The 26088-nt window shown below is 74.5% G+C and carries 17 protein-coding genes; 7 read left to right on the top strand and 10 right to left on the bottom strand.

Annotation, left to right across the window (positions count from 1 at the left end; translation table 11 throughout):
- Positions 1 to 61: 61 nt before the first annotated feature.
- The 4 genes from ABZY12_RS30100 to ABZY12_RS30085 all read right to left on the bottom strand — a co-directional run bounded on the left by ABZY12_RS30100 (position 62) and on the right by ABZY12_RS30085 (position 8963).
- A complete protein-coding gene (locus tag ABZY12_RS30100) occupies positions 62 to 5008 on the bottom strand; it encodes a hypothetical protein (protein WP_356895837.1) in 4947 nt (1648 codons plus the stop codon).
- A 79-nt stretch (positions 5009 to 5087) separates the two neighbouring features.
- Positions 5088 to 5981 carry a hypothetical protein gene (locus tag ABZY12_RS30095; protein ID WP_356895836.1) on the bottom strand — a complete coding sequence of 298 codons (894 nt, stop codon included), beginning with the start codon at positions 5979 to 5981 and terminating at the stop codon, positions 5088 to 5090.
- Positions 5982 to 6627: 646 nt separating this feature from the next.
- Positions 6628 to 8154 carry a hypothetical protein gene (locus ABZY12_RS30090; protein ID WP_356895834.1) on the bottom strand — a complete coding sequence of 509 codons (1527 nt, stop codon included), beginning with the start codon at positions 8152 to 8154 and terminating at the stop codon, positions 6628 to 6630.
- 104 nt (positions 8155 to 8258) lie between these two features.
- Complete coding sequence (locus tag ABZY12_RS30085; protein WP_356895832.1) at positions 8259 to 8963, bottom strand: GntR family transcriptional regulator; 705 nt, start codon at positions 8961 to 8963, stop codon at positions 8259 to 8261.
- Between the two features lie 170 nt (positions 8964 to 9133).
- On the opposite strand from ABZY12_RS30085, the gene ABZY12_RS30080 reads away from it, so the two are divergent.
- From ABZY12_RS30080 to ABZY12_RS30060, 5 genes are read left to right on the top strand one after another with little or no spacing between them, the layout of a single operon-like run.
- Positions 9134 to 10414, top strand: a complete 1281-nt coding sequence (locus tag ABZY12_RS30080; protein ID WP_356895830.1) for an MFS transporter — start codon at positions 9134 to 9136, stop codon at positions 10412 to 10414.
- Entirely contained in the window at positions 10411 to 11199 is a 789-nt protein-coding gene (locus tag ABZY12_RS30075) for a putative hydro-lyase (RefSeq protein WP_356895828.1), read from the top strand. Before ABZY12_RS30080 ends, ABZY12_RS30075 begins: the two co-directional genes overlap by 4 nt.
- A 42-nt stretch (positions 11200 to 11241) precedes the next feature.
- Positions 11242 to 12012, top strand: coding sequence for a 5-oxoprolinase subunit PxpA (locus ABZY12_RS30070; protein ID WP_356895826.1), 771 nt, complete (start codon positions 11242 to 11244; stop codon positions 12010 to 12012).
- Entirely contained in the window at positions 12009 to 12635 is a 627-nt protein-coding gene (locus ABZY12_RS30065) for an allophanate hydrolase subunit 1 (RefSeq protein WP_356895824.1), read from the top strand. The genes ABZY12_RS30070 and ABZY12_RS30065 overlap by 4 nt, the downstream gene beginning before the upstream one ends.
- Positions 12632 to 13495, top strand: a complete 864-nt coding sequence (locus ABZY12_RS30060; protein WP_356895822.1) for a biotin-dependent carboxyltransferase family protein — start codon at positions 12632 to 12634, stop codon at positions 13493 to 13495. The genes ABZY12_RS30065 and ABZY12_RS30060 overlap by 4 nt, the downstream gene beginning before the upstream one ends.
- A gap of 22 nt (positions 13496 to 13517) precedes the next feature.
- Here the strand turns inward: ABZY12_RS30060 and ABZY12_RS30055 are convergent, their stop codons facing one another.
- The 6 genes from ABZY12_RS30055 to ABZY12_RS30030 form a co-directional block, all read right to left on the bottom strand.
- Positions 13518 to 17159, bottom strand: a complete 3642-nt coding sequence (locus ABZY12_RS30055; protein WP_356895820.1) for a hydantoinase B/oxoprolinase family protein — start codon at positions 17157 to 17159, stop codon at positions 13518 to 13520.
- The gene (locus tag ABZY12_RS30050; protein ID WP_356895818.1) at positions 17156 to 18436 is read right to left on the bottom strand and encodes an SGNH/GDSL hydrolase family protein; all 1281 of its coding nucleotides are present in this window, start codon (positions 18434 to 18436) and stop codon (positions 17156 to 17158) included. The genes ABZY12_RS30055 and ABZY12_RS30050 overlap by 4 nt, the downstream gene beginning before the upstream one ends.
- Before the next feature lie 110 nt (positions 18437 to 18546).
- Positions 18547 to 19833, bottom strand: a complete 1287-nt coding sequence (locus tag ABZY12_RS30045) for a glycosyltransferase (RefSeq protein WP_356895816.1) — start codon at positions 19831 to 19833, stop codon at positions 18547 to 18549.
- 191 nt (positions 19834 to 20024) lie between these two features.
- Complete coding sequence (locus ABZY12_RS30040) at positions 20025 to 21209, bottom strand: glycosyltransferase family 1 protein (RefSeq protein WP_356895814.1); 1185 nt, start codon at positions 21207 to 21209, stop codon at positions 20025 to 20027.
- A 484-nt stretch (positions 21210 to 21693) separates the two neighbouring features.
- The gene (locus ABZY12_RS30035) at positions 21694 to 23109 is read right to left on the bottom strand and encodes a HEAT repeat domain-containing protein (RefSeq protein WP_356895812.1); all 1416 of its coding nucleotides are present in this window, start codon (positions 23107 to 23109) and stop codon (positions 21694 to 21696) included.
- A 241-nt stretch (positions 23110 to 23350) separates the two neighbouring features.
- On the bottom strand, positions 23351 to 23743 hold the full coding sequence (locus ABZY12_RS30030) for an ankyrin repeat domain-containing protein (RefSeq protein ID WP_356895810.1): 393 nt from the start codon (positions 23741 to 23743) through the stop codon (positions 23351 to 23353).
- A gap of 358 nt (positions 23744 to 24101) precedes the next feature.
- On the opposite strand from ABZY12_RS30030, the gene ABZY12_RS30025 reads away from it, so the two are divergent.
- Together ABZY12_RS30025 and ABZY12_RS30020 are read left to right on the top strand one after the other, a co-directional pair.
- Positions 24102 to 24296, top strand: a complete 195-nt coding sequence (locus tag ABZY12_RS30025; RefSeq protein ID WP_158985291.1) for a hypothetical protein — start codon at positions 24102 to 24104, stop codon at positions 24294 to 24296.
- A 37-nt stretch (positions 24297 to 24333) separates the two neighbouring features.
- The gene (locus ABZY12_RS30020; protein WP_356895808.1) at positions 24334 to 25989 is read left to right on the top strand and encodes a hypothetical protein; all 1656 of its coding nucleotides are present in this window, start codon (positions 24334 to 24336) and stop codon (positions 25987 to 25989) included.
- The last annotated feature ends 99 nt before the right edge of the window (positions 25990 to 26088 follow it).

Below are 26088 nucleotides of genomic sequence, written 5' to 3'. Positions count from 1 at the left end.
GGGGGCCGGGCCGTTCGTCCTGCGGTCGGTACGTCTCGTGCGGTGGGGGTCGGGGGACCCACTAGGGCCGGTCCGGCCCTGATCTGCCGGTCACGACCGAGGCCGGCTGGTCCGTCGGCTGGTCCGCGGGCGTCGGCCGCGGGTCTTCCTCGGGCGTGCGGCGGAACATCCTGGTCGCCGTGATCTCGCCGTGGATGGTCTCCCCCTCCGTGCTCTGCTGCGGCAGGCCCGGCCGCAGGTGCTCCTCGACCCTGATGTACTTCAGCCCCGCCCGCAGGTCCGCGTCGTTGCGGAGCCGGATGACGAGCGGGAACTCCGCGAGCGCGGTGGTGTCGAAGAGACCGGTGGTGTAGAGGAGCTGGACGCCCAGCGCGTCCGAGACCGCCCGCTGGAGTTCCAGGAGGTACGTGGCGTTGGCCCGGCCGATCGGGTTGTCGAGGAACAGGGTGCCCGCGTGGCGGTGCTTGTCGCGGCCCCGGTCGTTGGAGCGCAGCGCGGCCATCGTGCAGTAGAGGGCGATGGCGGCGGTCAGCAGCTGGCCGCCGGAGAAGACGTCGCCCATCTGCCCGACCGGAACGCGCTCGGCGCGGAGCACGGCGTCGGGCTTGAGGATCTCGACCGCGATGCCGCGCGGTTCGAGCGCCGCCTGCACCCCGCGCAGCAGCAGGGACATGCCGTCCCTGCGCAGGTCGGAGTTCTTCTTGACGGCCGCGCGGGTCGCCTCGTCGATGACCTCGCCGAGCCGCTCGGTGAGCGTGGCCTGGTCCGGCTCCTCGAAGCGGATGCGCAGGAACTCCTGCCCCGACCACTCGCCGAGCCCCTCGGGCAGTCGGGAGAGCCGCTGCGCGGAGCGGAGCGTCGCCAGCGCGGACTCCACCAGACCGCGCAGCCGGTCGACGATCGAGTCGCGGTTGCGCTCCAACTGCTCCAGCTCGTCGGTGAGGACGCGCAGCCGGGGCGCGAACGCCTCGGCCCACTTCGCGGCGTGCTCGGGCAGCGCGGCCGCGGGCAGTTCGCGGATCTGCTGCCGGGCGGGGGTGCGGACCTGTTCGTACCGGGTGGAGTTGGCGTGCCGGACGAGGATGTCGCTCGCCTCGCGCACCGAGGCGTCGGCCGCCGAGAGCTCGGCGACGCAGCCGCGCAGTGAGCGCCGGGCCTCGGCGGCGGCCTGCCGGGCCTCCTCGAGGGTGCCCGGGTACGGCTCGGTCTCCTGCCGCTCCTCCTCCGCGTGGTCGCGCAGCAGGTCGCGCAGGAGCGCCGCCGTCTCGTCGAAGCCGCCCGCGGCGTCCTCGGCGGCGCGGTGGGCCCGCAACAGGCCGGCGTGCGCGGTGCGCGCGGCTTCCAGCGCGTCGGTACGGGAGGCGAGTTCGGCGGTCGCGGTACGGAGCAGAGCCTGGGCGTGCTCGGCGTCGGCGGGGATCAGGTCCTCGGGAAGCTCGGTGTGCGCCTCGCCGTCCTCGGGGGCCAGCCGCTCCGCCTCGCCGCGGAGCCGGCCGAGCTTCTCGCTCGCCTCGGAGGCCCGGGTCTCCAGCATCTGGACCAGGGACTCGGCGCGGGCCGCCGCCGCCTGGCGGGAGGGGCCGTCGGCGCCGTCGGTGGACTCGAGGAGCTGCTCGGCGCGGGTACGGACCTTGTTGGTGAGGCGGTCGAGCTCGGCGAGGGCGGCGGACTCGTCACTCTCGGCGCGGGCCTGTTCGGCGCGCAGGTCGGCGCCGACACCGACCTTCTCGTACAGCTGGGACGCGGCTCGGTACGCCTCGCGGAGCGTCGGCAGCGCGGCGCGCGGGGCGTCGGCGTCCGGCTCCGGGAGCTGGTCGGGGGCGCCGGCGATCTCGGCGCGCTCGGCCCGCAGGGCGCGGGCGGTGCGGTGGGCGTCGTCGGCGGCGCGCTGGGCGGCGCGGCGGTCCTCGTCGGCGGCGCGGGCGCGCTCCAGACAGGTCTGCGCGCGGGCCTCGGATTCGGCGGCGTCGTCGGCCAGTTCACGGAGCTTGGCCTGCCAGGCGGAGCGCTCGCGCAGTCGGAAGGCGAGGCCGGCGAGCGCGTCGGCGACGCGGCGGGCGCGCTGGGCGGCCTCCTGGCGCTCGTCCCGCACGCGCGCGGCGTCGGCGGCCGCCTCGTCGGCCTCCGCGCGGACCGTCCGGGCCTCGGCGAGCGTGGCGGCGGCCGCCTCCGCGGTCTCACGCGCGGTGGCGGCGCCGGCGGCGAGCTCGGCGAGCATGCCGGGCGGGCAGTCGGCGCGCCAGGAGCCGATCCGCGCGGCGAGCGAACGGTCGCCGGTGAGGCGGGCGGCGAGCGTACGGATCTCCTCGTCGCGCGCGGCGGCGCGGGCCCGCAGGGCGTGCCGTTCCTCGTCGGCGGCGTGCTCGTCGTGCATGGCGGGGTTCGGCGGTACGAGGAAGACTCCCGCGTCGTCGCCGGATTCGGGACTGGGGACGGGCGCGAGCAGGGCGGCGGCCGTGCCGACCGCGACGGCGGAGCGAGGCAGCAGTGCGGCCGAGCCCAGCACCTCGCGGGCGCGGGCGTACGAGACGGGGTCGGTGATCACGACGCCGTCGACCAGTTCGGGGCGCGCGGCGAGGACGGCGGCGTGGTCGGCGGGGTCGACGGACTGGGCGAGGTAGCGCCAGCCGGGTAGGGCCGGGATGCCGTGTTCGCCGAGGTACTCGACGGTGGCGAGCACGTCGGGGCCGGGCGGCAGCAGCCCGCCGTCGCCGAGGGCCCCGAGGATGCGGGCGTCGTCGGCCGCGGCGGTCCGCAGGTCGAAGAGGTTGCGCTCGGCGGAGGCGATGGACTGTTCGAGCATGCGCCGCAGGTCATCGGCGTACCGGTCGAACTCGGTGACGGTGAGGGGACCGTGGGGGGCGGCGACCGGGTCGGCGACGAGCCCGAAGGCGGCCCCGGGGGCGTGGGCGCCGGGCGTCTCCGGGCCCGGGGCGCCGGGGTGGCCCGGCCGAACCGCGCTGTCGTGGGCGGAGCCGGCGCCGTCGGTGTCGGCGCCGTCGGTGTCGGCGCCGTCGGCGTCATGGGCCTCGGGTGTGGCGGGCCCGGTGGAGCCGGGGGCGGTCGGGTACTGCGCGGGGACCTGCGGGCCCGGGGGGCCGCCGGTGGTCGTCCTGCCGCTCGCGCCGTCGCCCGCGCGCTGGCCCGGCACGGAGGAACCCGTGCTCGGGAGGCTCAGGAGTTCGGCGAGGCGTTCGTCGGAGGCGAGGGATTCGGCGGCGCGGCGTTCCGCGTCGTAGGCGTTCTCGGCGGCTTCGGCCGCGTCCGTGGCGCGGGCGGCCGCGAGTTCGGCGCGGGCCTCGGCGGCGGCGGCCTCGCGGGCGCGGTCGGCCGCCGTGCGGGCGGCCTCGCGGGCCGCGTCCCAGGCGGCGACCGTGGTCTTCTCGGCGTCGCTGGCGGCCAGGGCGGCGCGGGCCGGGTCGGCGTCGGGGGCCGAGTCGTCCAGCCATCCGGCCCGTACCGCCTCAGCGGTCTCCTGCTCGACCTCGGCGAGGCGCTGGCGCAGGTGTCCGGCCTCGCTGCGGGCGCGCTGGGCATCGGTCGCGGCGGCGGTGGCGTCCCGGTGGGCGGTCTCGCCGGCCTCCTGGAGAGCCGCGGAGCGTTCCTCCTCCTCCGCCGCGTGGCGCTCACCCTCCGCGGCGGCGGCGGCGAGGGCCCGTACGAGATCGGCGGCGGCCTTGGCGCGGGCGGCCAGGGCCGGGGCCGCGTCCCGCTCGGCCTCGCGGATCGCCGCCGCCACGCGCGTGGAGCGGTCGCCGGCGGCGCGGTGCCGCAGGACGGCCTCAGTGGCCTGCCAGGCGGAGTGGAGCGTGCGGGCCTCGGTGAGCTCACGCCGCTGGGACGCGGCGCCCTTCTCCGCGACGGCCAGGGCCAGGGAGGCGTGGCGGTAGGCGAGTTCGGCGGCGATGAGGGAGCCGCGGCCGCGCGCGGCCTCCGCCTCGGAGACGGCGTGGGCGGCCGAGGTGACCTGCTGGGCGAGTTCGGCGGCACGGCCGCGTTCCTCGGAGGCCCGGACGGACAGCTTGCGTGCGAGCGTGCGGGTGCGGCGCTCGGCGGCGGCATGGACCTCACGCGCGCGTGTACGGGTCTCGGCGGCCTCGACGATGCGGCCGAGGAGATCGACGGAGCCCGCGGTGAAGTCGCGTTCGGCGGTGAGTTCGGCGCGCCGGCCGAGTTTGTTGCCGAAGCCGCTGACCAGGTCGGCGAGGCCGTCGGTGTCGCGGGTGTCGGTGACCGCCCGCAGGAGCAGGTCGGTGAAGTCGGAGTCCTTCTTGACCGCGAAGAGGCCGGCGGCCTCGCCCTCGTCGGCGTTCATCTCCCGCTGGTAGCGGAAGAGTTCGGGGTCGAGACCCAGTTCGCCGAGGTGCTCGTTCCAGCGGTCGTGGATCTCCTCCCAGTACACCTCCAGGTGGGGGTAGACCCTGCCCGCCTCGGTGAGGGCGTCCCGGAAGCCCTTCATGGTGCGGCGGCGGCCGCGTGCGCCGGAGGCGCCCTCGACGGACGGACGTACGGAGGTCGACTCGGCGACCGGCAGCGAGTCCAGGCTCATGCCGGGCCCGGGGCGGAACGAATACCACGCCTCGGCGAACTTCCGGGGGTCGTTGGAGACCTGGCGACCGCGCCATTCACTGGCCTTGCCGACGACGACGAGTTCGCCGGTGAGGGTGTGCTGCCATTCCAGGGCGACGTGACCGCAGTCGTCGGCGAGCAGGAACTTGCGCAGGACGCCGGAGCTGGCGCCGCCGAGGGTGTTGCGGTGGCCGGGGAGCATGACCGAGAAGATCAGCTTGAGGAGGACGGACTTGCCGCCGCCGTTCTCCAGGAAGAGGACGCCCGCGGGGGCGGGGCGGCGCGGCGGGCCGACCGGCTCCTCCTCGAAGAACTCCGCCTGGGTGGGGGCGGGCTGTGGCACGGGGGCGCCGACTCCGCGCAGGTCCAGGACGGTGTCGGCGTAACGCGCACCGGCGGGACCGATGGAGTAGAGGCGGACCCGGGACAACTCGTACATGGCGGCGGACTCTCGTCGACTGGTTCGGTGGTGAGGCGGTCGTGGCTGGGCGGTCGTGATGTGGGTCGTGACGACGCGGTCAGGCGTGGAAGGGCAGGCCGGCGTCGGCGGCGAGCTCCAGGTCGTCACCCTCGGGCGGCGGCACCAGGCTGGCGGAGCCGTCGCTGACGGGGACGATGCCGAGGTCGAGAAGCTCGGCCATGGCGGCGCTGCCGGCCATGTCGCGGACCTGGAGCTGGTAGCGGGCGGTGGTGCGGTAGGCGCCCCCCGCGTCGTCGCCGGTGCGCTGGAGGAAGCCGGAGTCGGTGAGGAAGGCGACGGCCTTGCCGACGATGCCGGTGGTGGAGCCGGCGAGACGGCGGGCGTCCTTGGTGGCGCCGGTGGCGCTGCGACGGGCGTAGATCCGCCAGGCGGCCTCCAGGCCGGGGGCGTCGGAGGCGGGGTCGGTGTTCACGCCCTGCTCCTCGGCGCGCTCTTCGAGGCGGCGGCAGGCCTGTCGTACGAAGGCGTCGACGCCGTTGACGGTGAGGCGGCCGATGTAGCCGTCGTCGGCGAGGTCCTCGGGGCGCGGGAACGCCATGGCGGCGACGGCGAGGTGGGCGAGGCCATGGAGGAAGCGGTCGGCGGAGTCGGTCGAAGCGCGACGGGCGTAGTCGCCCATGCGGACGGCGAAGACGGAGTCCTCGCCCGCGGTGACGACCATGCCGGCGCGCGGGGAGACCTCCAGGACGATGAGTCCGAGGCCGGTGGCGACGGCGTCGGCGAGGCGCGCGAAGGCGGGGTCCTCGCGGTAGCGCCGGAGCAGTTCGGCGTACTCGGCGTCGCGGGCGGGCAGCAGCTTGGGCTGGAGCCCGAAGGAGACCAGCCGGGCGGCGTCGGCGGCGTCCGCCGGGGTGACGGCCGCGGAAGCGGCGGTCTGCGGGGGCTCCGGCTCGCTCCACGCGTCGGCGTGCTCTGCGTGGTGTTCGCTCACGGCTGGGGCTCCTCGGTACGGGTGGTCGGTGTTGCGTCGGGTCGGGGCAGCGGCAGGCGTACGGGCGTGACGCTCACGGCGGGCCGGCGGACCGGTGCCGGAGCGGGCGCCTCGTCCGTCAGCCGGATGGCCCGCACAGAGGGAGCGGGGCTCCGCCGAACGGGCTCGGCGACGGGCACGGCGCCCACGCGCGCCCGGCGCGGGGCCGTAGCCGTAGCCGTAGCCGTTGCGGGATCGTGAGCGGGCGGCTCGTCGGCACCGGACCGCGGGGCCGGACCTGCGGGCGACTCGTCGGCACCGGACCGCGGGGCCGGACCTGCGGGCGACTCGTCCGACGCCGACTGCGAGGCCGGATCCGGAGCGTCGTTCCCCTCCCGGCCTGGAGCCTGGTTCCCCTCCCGGCCCGGAGCCTCGTTCCCGTCCCGGCCTGGAGTCTGGTTCCCCTCCAGCTCCGGAGCCGGTCCACGGCTCGCGGCCGGCCCGGCATCCGTCGTCGCGGTCCGGTCCAGGGCGGTGGCCGGGGACTCGTCCGAGGTCAGGGGCCCGGGCTTGGGCGACGCGGGGGTCGCGGCGGGACCCGTGGCTGTCGCCGTGCGCTGCGCGGCAGGCGACGACAGCGGCCCGTCGTGCATCGGCGCGGGGCCGTTCATGATGCCTCCGTGCGGTCCGCCGCCATGCCCGCCGCGTCCAGCAGAGCCGTACCCACTATCAGGTCCGCGCCGCCGAACTCCGGGTCGTCGAGGGGGGTGCCGTCGTCGACGGCGAACAGCAGGCGCTCCTCGCCCTGGCGGTAGGCCGTGCCGACCGGAGGGCTGGCGGCGTGCACGGCGAGGAGGGCGACCAGGTACGGGAGGTCCGGGTCGCGGCGGCGGGCGTCGGCGAGGAGACCGGAGAGGCGGCGCGGGGCGTCGTGTTCCAGGTCGAGCAGTTCCATCGCGCTCGCCAGCTGCTCCTCGCTGAACCGGCTGTCGTCGGGGGTGGCGATCAGGTCCGGCTCGGGCATCTCGGCGCCGAGGTGTTCCCGCTCGACGGGCGGGGTGAGCAGCATGTCGACGAGGTCGCCGACGCGCACGGACACGGGCGTGCGCAGTCCGGTGCCCTTGGCGAAGAAGGCGTCGGTGACCTTGGTCGCCTGTTCGACGGGGAGCGGCAGGAGCGGCGCGACGAGCTGGCCGTACAGGTCTATGCCGGTGTACGACGTGGGCGCGGCGAAGGCCTGCCGGTCCTGCTCGGCGCGGAACAGCGGCCCGGCCTCCAGGAGGCGGGACTGGAGCTGGGTGTGCCGGCGGATGCAGTCCTTGACGATGTCGACGAGTTCGGCGGCGCGGCGCTTGTGTTCTTGGTCCTCGGCCTCGTCACGGGCCTTGCGGATGTTGGTGAGGATCGCGTTCTCGTGGCGGTAGCGGTCGGCGACGTGGTCGAGCGCCTCGGCGATCATGTCGGGGACGGCGCTGAGCCAGTCGACGGCGCGGACGTTGCGCCGGGTCGCCTCCAGGGTCTTGCGGAGGGTCTCGGCGTACTGCACGGTGCGGTAGCGCGCCTGCTCGGCGGCGAGCTGTGCGTCGGCGAGCCGGCCCCGGCTGATCAGGACCTCCAGCTTCACCTCGGCGGCGATCTGGGCGCTGGTGACGTCGGTGTCGAGGGCGCCGACGAGGACGTTGACCGCTTCGTCGGTCGTACGGAGGTAGACGCTGCCGCCGGGGCCGGGGACCTCTTCGAGGAGTTTGAAGTCGTAGTCACGCCGGGTGTAGACGCCGTCGGCGCCGAACGTGCCGTACACGGCGCGGAAGCCGCGGTCGACGCTGCCGACGTTGATCAGGTTCTCCAGGACCCACCGGGCGACGCGCTCGTGCTCGGCGGCGGGGCGGGTGGGGGCCTGGGCGGCGACGCGGGGCAGGAGCCGGGCGACGATCTGTTCGTGATCGGCGCCGGTGTCGAAGTCCATGTTGAGCGTGACGAGGTCGATGGCGGCGAGGGCCACCTCGGCCATGGCGTAGACCGAGTACTCGCCGGCCAGGTTCGCCTTGCGCGCGTCCAGGTCGTGCAGCGGGGCGGTGCACGCGAGCGCGCGGAGGCGCCGCGCGAGCCCTTCGTCGGCGGCCGGGCCCGGCGCGGGCCGCGGCGCCGCACTGAGCTGGGGCGGAGCGAGGTCCGTCGAGACAGGCGAAGTCACGGTGCACAGATTAGGTCCTCGCACTGACAACGGTCGAAACGGCGCAGATGCGACCGCCTCCGCCCCGGTCCCCGGCTGCTCTCCGGTGCGCCGCGACGGGCCGCTCAGGCGTCGGTGACCGCCGGGTCGTCGACCGCCTTCGCGTAGACCTCGACGATCCGGGTGCGGGAGTCGTCGAGGTAGCGGGCGAGGAGCCGCTCCGCCGTGGCGCGTTCTCCGGCGAGCAGGGCGTCCAGAATCTCCCGGTTTCGTACGAGATAGGGTTGATGCAGTCCGCGCGCGTCGTCCACGACGTGGAAGGCCAGGCGGAGTTCGGCGAGCACGCCGCGCATCAGTTCGTCGGTGCGTGCGCTGCCCGCCATCGCGACCAGTTCGCGATGGAAGTGGATGTTGGCCGTGGAGACGCCCGTCCAGTCCGCCGCACGGGCCGCCTTCTCGCCCTCCTCGACGGCGCCCACCAGGCCGTCGAGGTCGAACGGCGGCTCGCCGAGGCTCCGCACGACCGCGCATTCGACAAGGCGCCGGGTGCGGTAGATGTCGGCGACGTCCTCGACGGCGAGCACTCGGACGAAGACGCCCCGGTTGAGCTCGTGGACGAGCAGCCGTTCGTGGGTGAGCAGCCGGAACGCCTCGCGCAGTGTGTTGCGGGACACACCGAGCGCACCGCCGATGCTGTCCTCCGACAGCCGGGTGCCGGGCGGGAAGAAGCCCTCGGCGATCCGGGTCCGCAGGATGTCCGCGACCCGTTCCGCCGTACTCGTCCTGCTCAACAAGGCTCGGTCGTCCGCGAGTTCGTCGATTCCGCTCACCGTGCTCCTTCCCTCCGTCGGCCGCGCCCGAGTCAGCGGAGTCCATCGTAGAAGCAAGAACGAGACAACACGCCTCTTGTCGGATCGTTGAACGATCCTCTACGTTATTCGACACCGCACGGTCCCTCAGTACGTCCTCAGGCACGCTCCTCCCCCTCTGCGAGGTGCAGATGAGCACGACACAGACCCAGCAGCAGACCCAGGGCGAACGGCCCGACGACACGGGCGCGTTCGCCTGGCTGCGGGCCCTCGGGCCACGCGGTCGGCGCGCCTTCGGCGGCGCTTTCGGCGGATACGCCCTGGATTCCTACGACTTCTTCACTCTGCCGCTGTCGATGGTGGCCATCGCCGCCTACTTCAGCCTCGACAAGGGCCAGACCGGCCTGCTGACCACGGTCACCCTCGTCGTCTCGGCGATCGGCGGCGCGCTCGCCGGCATCCTCGCCGACCGCATCGGGCGGGTGAAGGCGCTGATGATCACGGTCATCACCTACGCGCTCTTCACCGTGTTGTGCGGATTCGCGCCCAACTACGAGACGTTGCTCGTCTTCCGCGCCCTCCAGGGCCTCGGCTTCGGCGGCGAATGGGCGGTCGGTGCGATCCTGGTCGCCGAGTACGCCTCCGCCAAGCACCGGGGCCGTACGCTCGGCGGCGTCCAGAGCGCCTGGGCGGCCGGCTGGGCGCTCGCCGTGATCGTCTACACGCTGGTCTTCCAGTTCGTCGACGCGGACACCGCCTGGCGGGTCATGTTCTGGACCGGCGCCCTGCCGGCGTTCCTGGTCGTCTACGTCCGGCGGAACGTCGAGGACGCCCCGCACGCCGCCGAGGTGCGGCGCGCGAGCACCGAACGCGGCTCGTTCACCGCCATCTTCAAGCCGTCGCTGCTGCGCACCACGCTCTTCGCGGTGCTGCTGTCGACCGGTGTGCAGGGTGGCTACTACACCCTGGCGACCTGGGTCCCGACCTTCCTGAAGACCGAACGCGGCCTCACCGTGGTCGGCACGGGCGGCTACCTGACCTTCCTGATCTCCGGCGCCTTCATCGGCTATCTGACCGGGGGTTACCTCACCGACCGGCTCGGCCGGAAGAAGAACATCGCCCTGTTCGCCGTTCTCTCCGCCCTCTGCATCGTCGCCTACACCAGCATCCCCTCCGGGGCGAACACGCTCATCCTCGTCCTCGGCTTCCCGCTCGGCTTCTGCATGTCGGCCATCTTCAGCGGCTTCGGCTCCTTCCTGGCGGAGCTGTACCCGACGGCGGTGCGGGGCACGGGCCAGGGCTTCACGTACAACACGGGGCGCGCGGTGGGCGCCGTCTTCCCCACCCTGGTGGGATTCCTCGCCGAAAGCTGGGGCGTCGGCGGCGCGCTGGTCTTCGGGGCCATCGGCTACGGACTCGCCGTCCTGGCGCTGCTCGGACTGCCGGAGACCCGCGGAAAGGAACTGGCATGAGCGCCACCGCGGTCGCCCATCCGCGCGCCGCACGCGCGCGTGCCCGGGCGGGAGCCACCGGCCCCACGGCCGGCTGGGCTCCGGGCCACACCCAGGCCAATCTGATCTCGGTCCCCGCTGACTGGGCGTACGACGTGCTGCTGTTCTGCACCCGCAATCCCCGTCCGTGCCCCGTCCTCGACGTCACCGACGCCGGTTCCTGGACCACGGAGCTGGCCCCCGGTGCCGATCTGCGGACGGACATCCCGTGCTACCGCGTCTGGGAGCACGGGCGACTTGTCGACGAACCGACCGAGGTGACGGCGTACTGGCGAAGCGACCTCGTGTCGTTCCTCATCGGCTGCAGCTTCACCTTCGAGGCGTCGCTCGCGGAGGCCGGTGTGCCCCTGCGCCATGTGGAACAGGGCCGGAACGTCGCCATGTACGTCACCGACCGCGCGTGCCGGCCCGCCGGGCGGCTGCACGGGCCGATGGTCGTCTCCATGCGCCCCGTCCCGGCGGGCCTCGTCGACACGGCCCGACGGATCAGCGGTCTGCTGCCCGCCGTCCACGGCGCCCCCGTGCACGCGGGCGATCCGGCGGCGCTGGGCATCCGGGACCTGGACCGCCCGGACTTCGGGGACGCCGTGGCGGCGGAGCCGGGGGACGTACCGGTCTTCTGGGCCTGCGGGGTGACCCCGCAGGCGGCCGTGACGGCCTCGCGACCGCCGTTCGCGATCACCCACGCGCCGGGCCGGATGTTCGTGACCGACGTACCGGACGCGCGGTACCGCGTCGCCGTCTGACCCGTACCACCCGCACGACCAGGGACGGAAGGAACCGACACCATGACCTGGGCCTCGATCGACCTCAACGCCGACCTCGGAGAGGGCTTCGGCCGCTGGACGCTGACCGACGACGACGCGCTGCTCTCGGTGGTCACCAGCGCCAATGTGGCATGCGGTTTCCACGCCGGGGACGCGGTCACCATGCGGCGCGTCTGCGAGCGGGCGGCGGCGCGCGGGGTACGGATCGGGGCCCAGGTGTCCTACCGCGATCTGGCCGGCTTCGGGCGGCGCTCGATGGACGTCCCGGCGGACGAGCTGGCGGCCGAGATCGCCTATCAGATCGGCGCCCTGGAGGTCTTCGCGCGGGCGGCCGGCTCACGGGTGTCGTACGTCAAGCCGCACGGCGCGCTCTACAACCGGGTGGTCCGTGACGAGGAGCAGGCGCGGGCGGTCGTCGAAGGGGTCCTGCTCGGGGGCGGCGACGAGCGGCTTCCGGTGCTCGGGCTGCCGGGGTCTCGGCTGCACGAGGCGGCCGGGAAGGCCGGGCTTCCGGTCGTCACGGAGGCCTTCGGGGACCGGGCCTACACGGCGGACGGCTCCCTGCTGCCACGGGGGCGGGAGGGAGCCGTCGTCACGGATCCGGCGGAGGTCGTGGAACGGTCGTTGTCCATGGCCCGGTTCGGGGTGGTGACCTCGCACTGCGGGCGGTCCGTCGCCGTCCGGGCCCGGTCGCTCTGTCTGCACGGGGACACCCCGGGCGCGGTGGGTCTCGCCCGGCGGGTCCGTGCCCAGCTGGAGGCGGCCGGCGTACGGGTGGAGGCGTTCGTATGAGAGCGCGCCGGGTGTTCCGGGTGGGCGAGCGGGCGCTCCTCGTCGAACTCGCGACCGGGGAGGCGACGGAGGCGTTCCACGCCGAGCTGCTGCGACGCCGGGCGGGCGGTGCGCTGCCCCCCGTACGGGAGATCGTGCCGGCGGCGCGGACGGTGCTGCTCGACGGGATCGACGCCCCGGACGTGCTGGCCCGGGAGCTGCGGGAGTGGACGATCCCGCCGCTCCACGCGCGCGTGGAGCGGGCGGTCGACGTGCGGGTCCGCTACGACGGTCCCGATCTGGCGGAGGTGGCCGCGCTGTGGGGCGTCTCCGTGGAGGCGGCCGTGCGGATCCACTCGGGCACCGGTTTCCGGGTGGCGTTCTGCGGTTTCGCGCCTGGGTTCGGCTATCTCACGGGCCTGGGCGGGGCGTACGAGGTGCCGCGCCGGGCGACTCCGCGCACCGCCGTCCCGGCGGGCTCGGTCGCGCTCGCGGGGCCGTACACGGGCGTGTACCCGCGCTCCTCCCCCGGTGGCTGGCAACTGATCGGCACCACGGACGTGGTCCTGTGGGACACCGCGCGGGAGCCCGCCGCGCTGCTCACGCCGGGCACGCGGGTCCGTTTCGTGGTGGACGGCCGATGACCGATCGTGCCTTCGCCGTCGTACGGGCAGGGGCGCTGACCACCGTGCAGGATCTCGGGCGCGCGGGCTACGCGCACCTCGGGGTGCCGCGCTCGGGGGCGCTGGATCCGGGGGCGGCGCGGCTCGTGAACCGGCTGGTCGGCAACCCGGAGGACGCGGCGGTGCTCGAGACCACCGTCAACGGGTGCGCGGTGCGGCCCCGGTGCGCGGTGACGGTCGCGGTGGGCGGCGCGCCGTGCCCGGTCAGGGTGGACGGCCGGCCGGTGGCCTGGGGTACTGCGGTACGGGTGGGGGCCGGGGCGCTCCTCGAGGTCGGCGCCGCGGTGCGCGGCCTGCGCGGCTACGTCGGCCTGGGCGGCGGCGTCGCCGTGGAGCCCGTCCTCGGCAGCCGCTCCACCGACCTGCTGTCCGGGCTCGGCCCGGCTCCGCTGGCGGACGGGGCGGTGCTGCCGCTGGGCGCGGAGCGGGCCGCGCGGGGTCCCGTCGACGTTCCGCCGTGGCCGGGCCCGCCGGACGAACTCGTGCTGCGGGTCCGGCTCGGACCGCGGCACGACTGGTTCTCCCCCGCGGCCCTGAAGACGTTCGCCACGCGCGCGTACCGGGTCTCCCCGTCGAGCAATCGCATCGGCCTGCGCACCGAGGGCCCGCCCCTGGAGCGGTCCGTGACCGGCGAGCTGCCGAGTGAGGGCATGGTTCTGGGTGCGGTCCAGGTGCCTCCGGACGGGCGCCCGGTGGTGTTCCTGGCCGATCATCCGACGACGGGCGGTTACCCGGTCGTGGCGGTGGTCCGGGAGGCCGATCTGGCCGCCGCGGCGCAGGCGGTGCCGGGAACGGTCGTGCGGTTCGTGCCGGTCGGCTGAGTCCCGGCGCTCCGGTCGCGTCTCAGCGTTCCACGGGTGCGCAGCCGCCTCCGGATCGCGGCTCGGGGGTGTGCCGGGCCGGGGGCCCGTATCCTCCGCCGCCCGGGGTGCGCACGACGAGGACGTCGCCCGGGCCCACGTCGACCGCGTCGACGCCGCCGAGGTGCTCGACGGTGCCGTCGGCGCGTTCGACCGTGTTCTCGCCGAGCGCGCCGGGCGCCCCGCCGGACATGCCGTAGGGCGGCACGCGGCGGTGGCCGGTCAGCAGGGCCACGGTCATCGGCTCCAGGAAGCGGATCCGGCGTTCGACGCCGTCGCCGCCCCGCCATCGTCCGGCCCCGCCGCTGCCGCCGCGTACCGCGAAGGAGTCCACGCGTACCGGGTAGCGCCATTCCAGGATCTCGGGGTCGGTGAGCCGGGAGTTGGTCATATGGGTCTGGACGGCGTCGGCGCCGTCGAACCCCTCGCCCGCTCCGGAGCCGCTCGCCACCGTCTCGTAGTACTGCACGCGCGCGTTGCCGAAGGTCACGTTGTTCATCGTCCCCGAGCCCTCGGCCTGGACGCCGAGGGCCGCGTACAGAGCGCCGGTGATCGCCTGGGAGGTCTCGACGTTGCCCGCGACGGTCGCGGCGGGGTGGGTGGGCGCGAGCATCGAGCCGGGCGGGACGCTGATCTCCAGGGGCTCCAGGCAGCCGCTGTTGAGCGGGATGTCGTCGTCGACGAGGGTCCGGAAGACGTACAGGACGGCGGCCATGACCACGGAGGTGGGCGCGTTGGCGTTGCCGGGCCGCTGCGGCGAGGTGCCGGTGAAGTCGAGGACGGCGGAGCGCCGTTCGCGGTCGACGCGCACGGCGACCTGGATGATCGCGCCGCTGTCCGTCTCGTAGCGGTACGAGCCGTCGCGCAGCCCCGCGACGATCCGCCGGACGGACTCCTCGGCGTTGGCGCGTACGTGCCGCATGTACGCGTGGACGACGTCGAGGCCGAACTGGTCGACCGTCTTGCGCAGTTCCTCGATGCCCTTCTCGTTGGCGGCGATCTGGGCGCGCAGGTCGGCGAGGTTGGTGTCCGGGTCGCGCGAGGGGTACCGCGCGCCGGTCAGCAGCGCCCGTGTCTCCGCCTCCCGCAGCCGTCCGTCCCGTACGAGAAGCCAGTTGTCGAAGAGGACGCCCTCCTCGTGGACGGTCCGGCTGAACGCGGGCATCGAGCCGGGGGTGATGCCGCCGATCTCGGCGTGGTGTCCGCGCGAGGCGACCAGGAAGCGGAGTTCGGCTCCCGTGTCGTCGAAGACCGGTGTCACCACCGTGATGTCCGGGAGGTGGGTGCCGCCGTGGTAGGGGTCGTTGATCGCGTAGACGTCACCGGGTCGCAGCGAGTCGCCGCGCCTGCGCAGCACCTCCTTGATGGACTCGCCCATCGAGCCCAGGTGGACGGGGATGTGGGGCGCGTTGGCGATGAGGTTGCCCTCGGCGTCGAAGAGCGCGCAGGAGAAGTCGAGGCGCTCCTTGATGTTGACGGAGTGGGCGGTGTTCTCCAGGCGTACGCCCATCTGCTCGGCGATCGCCATGAAGAGGCTGTTGAAGACCTCCAGGAGGACGGGGTCGACCTCCGTGCCGACGGCGACCCGCCCGGGCCGGGGCAGCACGCGCGCGAGGACGAGGTGTCCGCCGTCCGCGGCGGTCGCCTGCCAGCCCGCGTCGACGACGGTGGTGGCGTCGGCCTCGGCCAGGATCGCGGGGCCGGTGACGGTGTCGCCGGGGCGCAGGTCCTCCCTTCGGTACAGCGGCGTGTCCGCGGCGCTGCCGCCGCTGTACATCCGAACCGTCGCCCGGGCCGCAGGTTCTTTCGTGCGATCCCCCGCGTCGACGACCACCGGGCCATGGGGCCCGGTGAGGCCCACGGCCTCCACCGAGACCGCCTCGACGACCAGGGGCCTGTCCATGGTGAAGGCGTACCGCGCGCGGTGGGTGGCGGTGAACGCGGCGGTCATCTCCGCCGGGGAGGCGAGGTCGACCGGGAGGCTCGCGTCCGTGCCGGCGTAACGCAGCAGTACGCGCGCGTGGGTGGTGACGGCGGAGTCCGCGAGACCGTCCGCGCGCAGCTCCGCCCGGGTCGTGTCGGCGAGTTCGGCGCAGAGGGCACGCACGCGCGCGTGCGTCTCCGGTCCGTCGAGCTCCGCCTCGACGGAGCGTTCGCGCATGGCGGTGGCGTCGGCGAGGCCGATGCCGTACGCGGAGAGGACACCGGCCAGCGGCGGTACGAGGACGGTGTCGATTCCCAGGGCGTCGGCGACGGCGCAGGCGTGCTGGCCGCCGGCGCCGCCGAAGCTGGTGAGGGCGTAACGGGTGACGTCGTGCCCGCGCTGGACGGAGATCTTCTTGACCGCGTTGGCCATGTTGAGGACCGCGATCTCCAGGAAGCCGGCGGCGACCTGCTCGGGGGTGCGGCCGCCGCCGACCCGCTGGGCGAGGGCCGTGAACCGCTCCCGTACGACGGCGGTGTCGAGCGGCTGGTCGCCGGTCTCGCCGAAGACGGCGGGGAAGTGGGCGGGCTGGACACGGCCGAGCATGACGTTGGCGTCGGTGACGGTCAGGGGGCCGCCGCGGCGGTAGCAGGCGGGCCCGGGGGCGGCGCCCGCTGAGTCGGGGCCGACGCGGTAGCGCCGTCCGTCGTAGTGGAGGACGGAACCGCCGCCGGCGGCGACGGTGTGGATGCTCATCATCGGAGCACGCATCCGCACGCCCGCGACCTGTGTACCGAGTTCACGCTCGAACTCGCCCGCGTAGTGCGACACATCGGTGGAGGTGCCGCCCATGTCGAAGCCGATGACCCGGTCGAAGCCCGCCTGCCCGGACGTGCGGGCCATGCCGACGACCCCGCCGGCCGGACCGGACAGGACGGCGTCCTTGCCGCGGAAGTGGGCGGCTTCGCGCAGGCCACCGTTGGACTGCATGAACATCAGCCGGACACCGGCGAGTTCGCGTGCCACCTCGTCGACGTAGCGGCGCAGGATCGGGGAGAGGTAGGCGTCGACGACGGTGGTGTCCCCCCGAGGCACGAGTTTGACGAGTGGACTGACCTCGTGGGAGCAGCTGATCTGAGTGAAGCCGAGCACTCGGGCGATGCCGGCGATCCGGGCCTCGTGGGCGGGGTGGCGGTAGCCGTGCATGAGGACGACGGCGACGGAGCGGTATCCGTCGCGGTGGGCGGCCTTCAGCGCCTCGGTGACGGCGTCCTCGTCGAGCGGTCTCACCACGTGCCCGTGGGCGTCCACGCGCTCGGGTACCTCGACGACCCGTTCGTGGACGGCCTCGGGAAGCACGATGTGGCGGTCGAAGAGCCGGGGCCGGTTCTGGTAGGCGATGCGCAGGGCGTCGCGGAAGCCCTCCGTGACGACGAGGACGGTCGGCTCGCCGCGGCGTTCCAGAAGGGCGTTGGTGGCGACGGTGGTACCCATCTTGACGACGTCGATCTCGTCGGCGGGGACGGGGTCGTCGGGGCCGAGTCCGAGGAGGAGCCGGATTCCGGCGACGGCCGCGTCCCGGGGACGGGAGGGGTCGTGGGAGAGGAGCTTGCGGGTGACGAGCCGGCCGTCGGGCCGCCGGCCCACGACGTCGGTGAAGGTGCCGCCACGGTCGATCCAGAACTCCCAGCGCCCGCTCATTTCCCCATTGTGGCCGTCGCGCCCTCCAGGGACACCGCCGCGATGGCGGCGGCCAGGGCCTGTTCGGCACGGCGGTCGAGGAGGGCGTCGGTGCCCGCCGCCCAGTGCCGCAGCTCGATTCCGGCCAGCTGGAGGAGTTGGGGCAGCAGGTCGTGGCAGCGGCGGGCGACCCAGCCGGTGCCGGCCGTGGCCAGCCAGAGCAGGGCGTCCGCGCGGCTGGGCGGCCGCTGATCGGGCTCGGGCGAGGGCGGCGCGCCCTGGGCGAGACCCTGGGCGGCGAGGAGCGCGTGGAAACCCGCGGCGATCGCGCGGTGACCGCGCTCGCCCGGGTGCAGCCGGTCGGCGCTCCACAGGCTGCGGTCGTCGGTCCACGCGAGGTCGGCGAGGTGCAGATGGACCGCGCCGTAACGGGCGGACACGGCGTGGACGAGGGTGTTGACGGCCTTCTGGCGGCGCGCCAGGGGGCGGGCGAGCGGCGCGGGGAGGCCGAGCATCCGGCCGGGGTCGGGCAGACAGGCCGTGAGGAGTACGGCTCCGAGTCCGGCGAGGTCCCCGCAGACACGGTCGAGGCGCCGGGCGAATCGCTCGATGTCGAAGGTGCGGCGCAGGGTGTCGTTGACGCCGACGACGACGGACGCGAGATCGGGCCGGAAGGCCGTCGCCGCAGCGGCCTGCTCCTCGGCCACGTCCCGGCTCTGCGCCCCGCTGACGGCGAAGTTCCGGAAGTCGACGTGCTGGGCGGGCCCCCCGAGCCCGGCCGCGAGCAGCGCGGCCCAGCCGCGCCAGGCTCCGTCGACCCGGTCGCCGACCCCCTCGGAGAGGGAGTCCCCGAGGGCGGCGAAGCGGAGCGGCCCGCGGGAAGGGAACGGGGGCGGGGGCGGGACCACGCGCGCGTGGGCGGGGGCGGCGGTCGCGGCACCCGCACGCCGAGGAGCGGGAAGCCTCGGCGCCGGTACCGGGTGAGCACCGATGGGTACGGCGACGGCCGCGGCGACGGGCCGCGCGACGACGTGTGCTCGGGTGGCGGGGCGGTCGGCCTGCTGCCGGTCGACGGTCGGCCGTCGGCATGCCGGCGCAGAGGCGACAGGGGTGGCGGCCGACGGGGCGAGGGGGACCCCGTCGACGGCGGACTGGTCGGCGGTCGGCCGCCTGGGAGCCGGGACGGAGAGAGCGGGCTCGACGGCGGACTGGTCGGCTGCCGACCGCCCGGACACCGGCACGGAGACAGCGGGCTCGACGGCGGACTGGCCGGCGGCCGACCGCCCGGACACCGGCACGGAGGCGACGGAGGCGACAGGATCGGTGGGAGCGTCGGCCGGCGGTGAGGGCGGCGGGGCGGGCCGGCGACTGTCGCCTGGGACAGCCGGGGTCGACGGAGCCGAGGTCGTCACGGGCGCACCCCTCTCGTCGGGAAGCGGAGCGTGGCCGGGGCCGCGTCGTGGGCCTGGAGGAAGGCGGCGACCGAGCGGTTCCAGCCGAAGAGTTCGGCACGCGCGCGTGCCGCGGCCCGGCGCTCGGGCTCGGGTCGGTTGAGCAGATCCAGGACGGCCCTGGCGAAGGCGGCCGGGTCGTCCGGGGCGCAGGCGCCCGCGTCGCCGAGGACCTCGGGCAGGGCGGAGGAGGCGCTGGCGACGACAGGAGTGCCGCAGGCCAGGGCCTCCAGCGCCGAGAGGCCGAAGGTTTCCGCCGGCCCCGGCGCCAGGCACACGTCGGCGGCGGCCTGGAGGTCGGCGAGGGCCTCGCGGTCAGCGACATGCCCGAGGAACCGCACCGGCAGCCGTTCCTCCCGTGCCCGTCGCTCCAGCGCGCCCCGCAGAGGCCCGTCACCCGCCACGACCAGCGCCGCCCGGATCCCACGGCCGCGTAGCTCGGCGAGGGCGTCGAGGGCGGTCCCGGGCCGCTTCTCCACCGAGAGCCGCGAGCACAGCAGGAGCAGGACCCGCTCGCCGTCCACGTGTTTGGCCCGCAGCACGGTGCTGCGCCGGCCCGGGCGGCAGCGCCGCAGGTCCACGCCGAGCGGCGCCCGGACGACGTTGCGGGCCCCGATCCGTACGAACTCCCTCTCCGCCCATTCCGTGGTGCACACGATCCGCGAGTACGCCCACGCGCTGCGGCGATTGAGACGGTCCGCCGCGCGCGTGGCGGCCGCCTCCGGCACGCCCCAGGTGCGCAGCACGCCGTCCGCGGTCTCGTGGGAGACCATCACCGACGGCACCCTGGATCGCCGGGCCCACTCTCCCGTCCAGCGCAGGGTCGTTCGGTCCGAGACCTCCAGCCGGTCGGGGGCGAGCGTGTCCAGGATCCGGCGCAGCCGGCGCCGGTCGGCGAGCACGCGGTAGCCGCCCGTGCCGGGAAGAACGGGACCGGGGAGGGTGATGATCCGGCCCTGCTCGGTGACGTGGTCGCTCGCGACGTCGCCGGGGACGATGAGGACGGGCTCGTGCCCGGCGGCGAGGTAGCCCCGGCCGAGCTGTTCGAGGGCGGTTCGCAGTCCGCCCGAGGTGGGCGTGACGAAGTTGGCGAGCCGGACGATACGCAGCGGCCGCCCCACGCGGCCGCCCGCCGGGGCGGCGTCCGTCACGGCGGGGCTCGTCGCCCGGGTGCGGGCGAGCCCGCTGTCGGCCGCACCTCCGATGCCGAGGCCGGCGGCCGTGACCGTGTCGACCGCGCCCATGGCCGTAACGTGTGCAGGTGCCGGAACGACGGACGTTCCGGCCACGCCCGTGCCACCCCTGGCAGCGCCCGGCGCAGGTGTCTCCCCGCGATCCGCGTGCCGACCGGCAGCCGGGCCGCTTCCGGTCACCTCCGGCGCGGGCGTCGCCGCATGGTCCACTCGCCGTCCGACGGCCGTGCCGTGGTACCCGTTCATGCCGCCACCGCCGTCCGCTCGTGCAGGACCTCCAGGTAATGGCCGATCAGTTCGTCACCGACGGCCTCCCAGGTGCGGCCCTCGACCGTGGCGCGGCCCGCCAGGCCGTAGGCGGCGCGGAGGGCCGGTGCGGCGGCGAGGGAGGCGATCGCGTCGCGTATCGCGGTGGCGTCGCCCGGTGGGACGAGAAGGCCGGTCCGTCGGTGGTCCACGAGGTCCAGGGGCCCGCCGGCGGCCGGGGCGACGACGGGGACGCCGCCGGCCATCGCCTCCTGGACGGTCTGGCAGAAGGTCTCGTACGGCCCGGTGTGCGCGAACACGTCGAGCGAGGCGAAGATCCTGGCCAGATCGGAGCCGGTACGGCGGCCGAGGAACACCGCGCCGGGCAGCGCGGCCCGCAGGCCCGGCTCGCTGGGTCCGTCGCCCACGACCACCACCCGTACGCCCGGCAGTGCGCACACCCCGGAGAGCAGTTCGACCCGCTTCTCGGGGGCGAGCCGCCCGATGTAGCCGACGATCAGTTCGCCGCCGGGGGCGAGTTCGCGGCGCAGCGCCTCGTCGCGCAGCGCGGGCCGGAAGCGGTCGGTGTCGACGCCCCGCCGCCACAGCCGTACGCGTCCGACGCCATGGTTCTCCAGGTCGCGGACGGCGGCGGTGGACGGCGCGAGGGTACGGGCGGCGGCGCCGTGGACGGCCCGCAGACGACGCCAGGCCGCGCCTTCGCCCGCGCCCATGTACGTGCGGGCGTAACCGGCGAGGTCGGTCTGGTAGACGGCGACGGCGGGCAGGCCGAGCCGGGTCGCGGCGCTCATGCCGCGCACTCCGAGCACGAACGGGCTCGCCAGATGCACGATCTCGGCCCGGTGCGCGGCGATCGCACCGGCCACCCGGCGGCTGGGCAGGGCGACGCGCACCTGGGGATAGCCGGGCAGTGGCAGGGACGGAACGCGGACCACCGGGCACGGCATGTCGCCGACCGGCGCGGAGGCCACTCCGAGGGCCGCCGCACCGGACGCACCGGCTCCGGGCGCGTCGGTCGCCCCGGACGCACCGGGCACGGCGGGGGCTATGACGAGCGGGTCATGACCGCGCCGGACGAGATGGCGAGCGGTCTGCTGGGCGCAGTGCGCCACTCCATTGACATCGGGAGGGAAGGATTCGCTGACGATGACGACACGCATACCCGTGTTGTCGTCCCGCCCGGCGTGGCCCCGCCAACGTGGATCTGGACGGGCGGGGAACGTCCCATGAGCGTTTGCCCCGGCGTCCCGCCCCGGGGCGGCCGGCGTCCGTGGCCCGAGGTGTCCAGCATCCGTGCTCCGGGGCGGCCGATGTCCGCGCCTCGATGTGTCCAGCGTCCGTGACCGGCATGTCCAGCGTCCGCGTCCCGGAGCGGCCGGTGCCCCATCCCGGTCTCACATCCGTGACCCGGAGCGGCCGGTGCCCCATCCCGGTCTCACATCCGTGACCCGGCATGTCCAGCGTCCGTGTCCCGGAGCGGCCGGTGCCCCATCCCGGTCTCACATCCGTGTCCCGGAGCGGCCGCTGACCGGCCCCCGGAGCGGCCGTTGTCCGCCCCCCAGCTGCCGGCGTGTCCGTCCCCCGGGGCGGGGCCACATCGGCGGGTCTCCCGCCGCAGGCCGCGCCGCCCCGGGGGCGGTGGCGTCAGACCTGCAGGTCCGGCCCTATGCGGTTGCGTACGGCCGTCTGGACCTCGGCCTCCTCGGCCGGGTCGGCGGCCAGGCGCCGCAACCGCTCAGCCACCCGTACGTCGCCGGTCTCGGCGTGCAGCGCCGCGATCTCGCGCGTGGTCTCCTCGCAGTCCCAGAGGCATTCCACGGCGAAGCCGGTCGGATAGGTCGGGTCGGTGGCCGCGAGGGCGCGGGCCGTGCGGCCGCGCAGCTGGGAGGAGGCGGTCTCTCGGTAGACGTGGCGCAGGACGGGGGCCGCGCAGGCGATGCCGAGGCGTCCGGCGCCGTCGACGAGGGTGTAGAGGGCGGTGGCGTCGGGGCCCTCGGCCCGGACGGTCTCGCGCAGGGCGCCGAGGACGAGGGGGGCGTCCTGGGCACCGCCTCGGCCGGCGAGGACACCGGCGGCCGCGGCGCCGAGCGCGTCGGGCCGGTGGACCCAGCCGCGGGCGCGGTCCACGGCGGCGGGGCCGCACATCCGCTCGAAGGCCGAGACGGCGGCTTCGGAGACGGTACGGGAGCCACCGCCCGCGGCGGCCTCGATGAGGTCGAGGACGGCGGGGTCCATGGCCTCGGCGAGGTAGTGCAGCGCGGCGCAGCGCGCCCCGTCGGGGCCGCTGCGGGCGGCCTCGACGATGGCCGGCCGGTCCTCGGGTCCGGCGACGGCGGTCAGGCAGCGGGCGGCCGGTCCGTGCAGGACGGTGCCACGCTCCAGGCCCTCCTGGGCCCAGTCGAAGACCGCCTGGACGCTCCAGCCGGGTCGCGGCCCGCTCGGACGCATCTGGCGCTGCCAGCGGTCGAAGGAGCCCTGTTCCTGGGCGGCCCTGATCCGGCTGCCGACGGCGTCGCGCAGGTCCTCCGCCCACAGCCGCCACGGCCGGGGCTCGAAGGCGTCCCGTACGGTGCTCGCCAGTTCCGCGTCGCCCTCCGGGGTGGCCGGGAAGCGGGCGAGCACCGGCACGGCGAGCGAACGCAGGCCGGCGTCGTCGTCGCGCAGGGCGAGCTCGTCGAGCGCCCACGCCCAGTTGGCGCCGGTCGCGGCGTACCGCCGGAGCAGGACGAGGGCGTCCTGGCGACCGTACGAGGCGAGGTGTCCGAGGACGGCGAGCGCGAGGCCGGTCCTGTTCTCCTCGGTGTCGAAGTGGTCCTCGGCGCCGAAGAGGTGGCTCTCGATCTCCTCGAGCCCGCCGTGCAGGTCGAGGTACAGGCGTGCGTAGTAGAGGGAACGGTTCTCGACCTGCCAGTCGTGGCGGGGGTCGTGGAGAACACAGTGGTTCAGGGCCGCGAGGGCCTCGGCGCGCGGTGCGGCGAGCGCGTGCAGGGTGCCGTCGCCGCGGCCCCTCTGCAGCAGGCCGAGCAGCGTGCCGCTCGGCGCTATGACTGGATCGAACATGGAGGATGCCTCACATCAAGCTGTCGACGAACCCGGGGAGACCGGGTACTGGTGATCGCCTAGGCCGCGCAGCAACATGGAGGGCCGCCCGTCGTCCTTCGCTTGGTGTTGACCATCTTCCTCTGCCTCTCGTCGGTGGCCCCTTGCGGGCCCGACGTCATGATGACCCAGCCATTTCGCCACCGCGACCACATTTACGACACCGCTCTCACCTGGGGTTCAGCGCCCGTTGCCCGCCGCTTCACAAGGCGCCGAACAGTTCCAGGAGTTCTGCCTTCCCAAACATCCGCGCGGTATCCACCGCGGACGGAGTCCCTGCTTCCGGATTTGCCCCGCCGGCGAGCAGCGCGCGGACGACGGCGTCCTCGCCCTTGAAGACCGCGCCGGCGAGCGGGGTCTGTCCTCGGTCGTTGGCGCGGTCCGCGTCGGCGCCGCGGGCGAGCAGGGCGGTCACCGCGTCGGCGTGACCGTGGTAGGCGGCGATCATGACCAGGGAGTCACCCTTGTCGTTGGTGAGGTTCGCGGGGACGCCCGCGTCGACGTAGGCGGCCAGCGTCTCGGTATCCCCGGTGCGTGCCAGGTCGAAGACCTTGCCGGCCAGCTCGATGACCTCGGGGTCCGGAGTCTCGCTCATCGACGTGTCCACCTTTTCGTTCGTTCTTCTCGTTCTTCGGATCCGCTCGTGAGCCGCGCCCGTACCACTCTTGACCTGCACACGGCAAGCGCGGCCGTACGAGTGAATCGACAGGGTACTGCCCGTGCCGCGACATGGAGCGGGCCGTCCGAGGCAAGGATCACCGCAGCTCGACCCTGGTGCGAAGCCCGCCCCGACCGGCACTCTCGGCGCGTTTCGCCAGTCGGCGGAACTCCCGCCTCCGCCAGTCAAGTGAAATCGCCCGCTTTTCACCCGTATGCACCTTTAATCGTATAGATACTTCCTGTGAACTTGGAAGGACTCATGGTGACTGTCCCCTCAACCAGGAGAACTCCTCATGATCCTGTCCATCTCAGGCGTGGTCCTGCTCGGCATCATCTGCTTCCTGTTCTTCAAGAAGGACGGCCTCAAGGCATCCCACGCCCTCGTCTGCTCGCTCTTCGGGTTCTACCTCGCGGGCACCGCCATCGCCCCCAGCATCACCGCGGGCGGCCAGAGTCTCGCCAGCCTGCTGGGCGGGATCAACTTCTGACGCCCCTCAGCCCCTTCCACAACTCCAGGAGTACGACGTGGCCCGGCGACCACTCCCCCGCATTCTGAGCAGCGGCAGCGCCCAGATCGCTCGCAGTCGAGAGATCGCGCGCACGGCCGCCGACAACGCCACCGATGTGCTCCATCCGCTGATCACCATCACGCGTGGTCTGCGGAAGCTGGCCGCGACCGCGCGCGCCAGGTGGGCCGCCACTCCCAAGGAGCGGCGCGGTCCCACGCTGTTCCTGGTCGCGGCCTGCGTTCTCGTCGTCGCCCTCATGCCGTACGGGCCGCTCCTCGCGCTCGTCTCGGTGATGGCGGCGGCCGCGTGGAAGGGGCGGGAGCGTCCGGTCGTGAAGACCGGACCCGACGAGGGCGAGATCGAGCGGCTCAAGGGCCTCTACGAGGCGCTGGTGCCGTACTTCTCCGTCCCCGAGGACCCGGCCCCGCTCTTCGCCCACGGCGGCGACTGGAGCGGCGCGTTCGGCGATCACGCCTTCGACGACGGCGGGCGCCTCACCCGCCTGCGGATCAAGTACCCCGCCTACTTCACCGACGGGGAGGCCGCCTCCCGCGCCCGGATCGAGCAGCTGCTGCGCGCCAAGTCGGGGCGCGGGCGCGAGTACCTCTTCGACTGGGACGAGGAGGGCAACCAGCTCGTCATGAGCGTCCTGCCCGCACTGCCCACCACGATCGCCGCACAGCGTTTCGTCACCGTGCCCGGCGAGACGGTCCTCGGCTTCACCGACGCGGACGCCGTGCAGCGGACCGTGCCGGTGCTCACGGCCGACGGCCCGGCCGACGCGCCCCCCGTGGTCTGGCGCACCGGGCCCCGCTCCACCGAGCCGCATCTACTGGCCGTCGGTCAGCCCGGCAGCGGCACGACCTCCCTGCTGCGCTCCATCGCCCTGCAGGCCCTGCCGCACGGCGACGTACTGATCATCGAGGGCGGCGGCACCGGCGAGTACGCCTGTCTGACCGGCCGCGCCGGGGTCCTGGCCGTCGAGTGCGGCCTCGCCGGGGCCCTCGCGAGCCTGGAGTGGGCCGCGCATGAGACCGAGCGACGGCTGATCGCGGCGAACCGGGCCCGCCAGGCGGGCCATCCGGCCCCCGACGACACCCGGCGGCCGCTCTGGATCCTTCTCGACCGGCCGAGCATCCTCGGGCACCTGGCGGCGGCCGACGGCCGCACCGACCCCCAGGACCTGCTCCAGGTGCCGCTCCGGCACGGGCGGGCCGCCCAGGTCACGGTCGTGGTGACCGAACAGTTCGACAGCGTGGACAACCTGAACGAGGCGGTGATCACGCACACGCGCGCCCGCGTCGTGCTCGGCCCCGCCTCCCCCGCGCAGATCGAGTCCGTCCTCGGCGTCGAGCCGCACACCACGCCGATCCCGGTCGTCCCGCCGGGCCGCGGCTACGCCCGCCTCGGTACGGGCCCGGTGCTGCGGCTCCAGGTGCCGGCGACGCCCGACCCGTACGACGACGCGACGAGCGAGGCGCACCGCCAGGCCGTCCTGGAGCTTCTCCCGGAGCGCCAGACCGCCACGTCGGCGGTGGTCGAGGCCGTCCCGGACTCCGCGCCGGAGCCGATCCCGGCCCCCGTCCATGCCCCGGACCCCGGCCCCGCGCCACGCCGCGCCCCCGACGCGGGGCCGGTACCGCGCCACGCCCCGGTACCGGCGGAGGGCTGAACGGCGAAACACCGGAGGGCCGGTGCGGACGATCGTCCGCAACGGCGTCGCCAAGAAGGCCAAGATCGTCGCCGTCCGCGTCCTCGACGACAACGGCTC

It is taken from the genome of Streptomyces sp. NPDC006551 (genome assembly GCF_040611675.1).
In the GTDB taxonomy this organism is placed as follows: Bacteria; Actinomycetota; Actinomycetes; order Streptomycetales; family Streptomycetaceae; genus Streptomyces.
Note: the sequence above shows the minus strand (reverse complement) of the source record. Positions and strands in the feature narration are given on the sequence as shown.

Bases quoted from the DNA above. Each gene is read 5' to 3' on its own strand.
- ABZY12_RS30030 (WP_356895810.1), bottom strand. From the start codon at position 23,743: ATGAGCGAGACTCCGGACCCCGAGGTCATCGAGCTGGCCGGCAAGGTC.
- ABZY12_RS30035 (WP_356895812.1), bottom strand. From the start codon at position 23,109: ATGTTCGATCCAGTCATAGCGCCGAGCGGCACGCTGCTCGGCCTGCTG.
- ABZY12_RS30065 (WP_356895824.1), top strand. From the start codon at position 12,009: ATGAGAGCGCGCCGGGTGTTCCGGGTGGGCGAGCGGGCGCTCCTCGTC.
- ABZY12_RS30060 (WP_356895822.1), top strand. From the start codon at position 12,632: ATGACCGATCGTGCCTTCGCCGTCGTACGGGCAGGGGCGCTGACCACC.
- ABZY12_RS30040 (WP_356895814.1), bottom strand. From the start codon at position 21,209: ATGCGTGTCGTCATCGTCAGCGAATCCTTCCCTCCCGATGTCAATGGA.
- ABZY12_RS30045 (WP_356895816.1), bottom strand. From the start codon at position 19,833: ATGGGCGCGGTCGACACGGTCACGGCCGCCGGCCTCGGCATCGGAGGT.
- ABZY12_RS30055 (WP_356895820.1), bottom strand. From the start codon at position 17,159: ATGAGCGGGCGCTGGGAGTTCTGGATCGACCGTGGCGGCACCTTCACC.
- ABZY12_RS30100 (WP_356895837.1), bottom strand. From the start codon at position 5,008: ATGTACGAGTTGTCCCGGGTCCGCCTCTACTCCATCGGTCCCGCCGGT.
- ABZY12_RS30025 (WP_158985291.1), top strand. From the start codon at position 24,102: ATGATCCTGTCCATCTCAGGCGTGGTCCTGCTCGGCATCATCTGCTTC.
- ABZY12_RS30080 (WP_356895830.1), top strand. From the start codon at position 9,134: ATGAGCACGACACAGACCCAGCAGCAGACCCAGGGCGAACGGCCCGAC.
- ABZY12_RS30075 (WP_356895828.1), top strand. From the start codon at position 10,411: ATGAGCGCCACCGCGGTCGCCCATCCGCGCGCCGCACGCGCGCGTGCC.
- ABZY12_RS30070 (WP_356895826.1), top strand. From the start codon at position 11,242: ATGACCTGGGCCTCGATCGACCTCAACGCCGACCTCGGAGAGGGCTTC.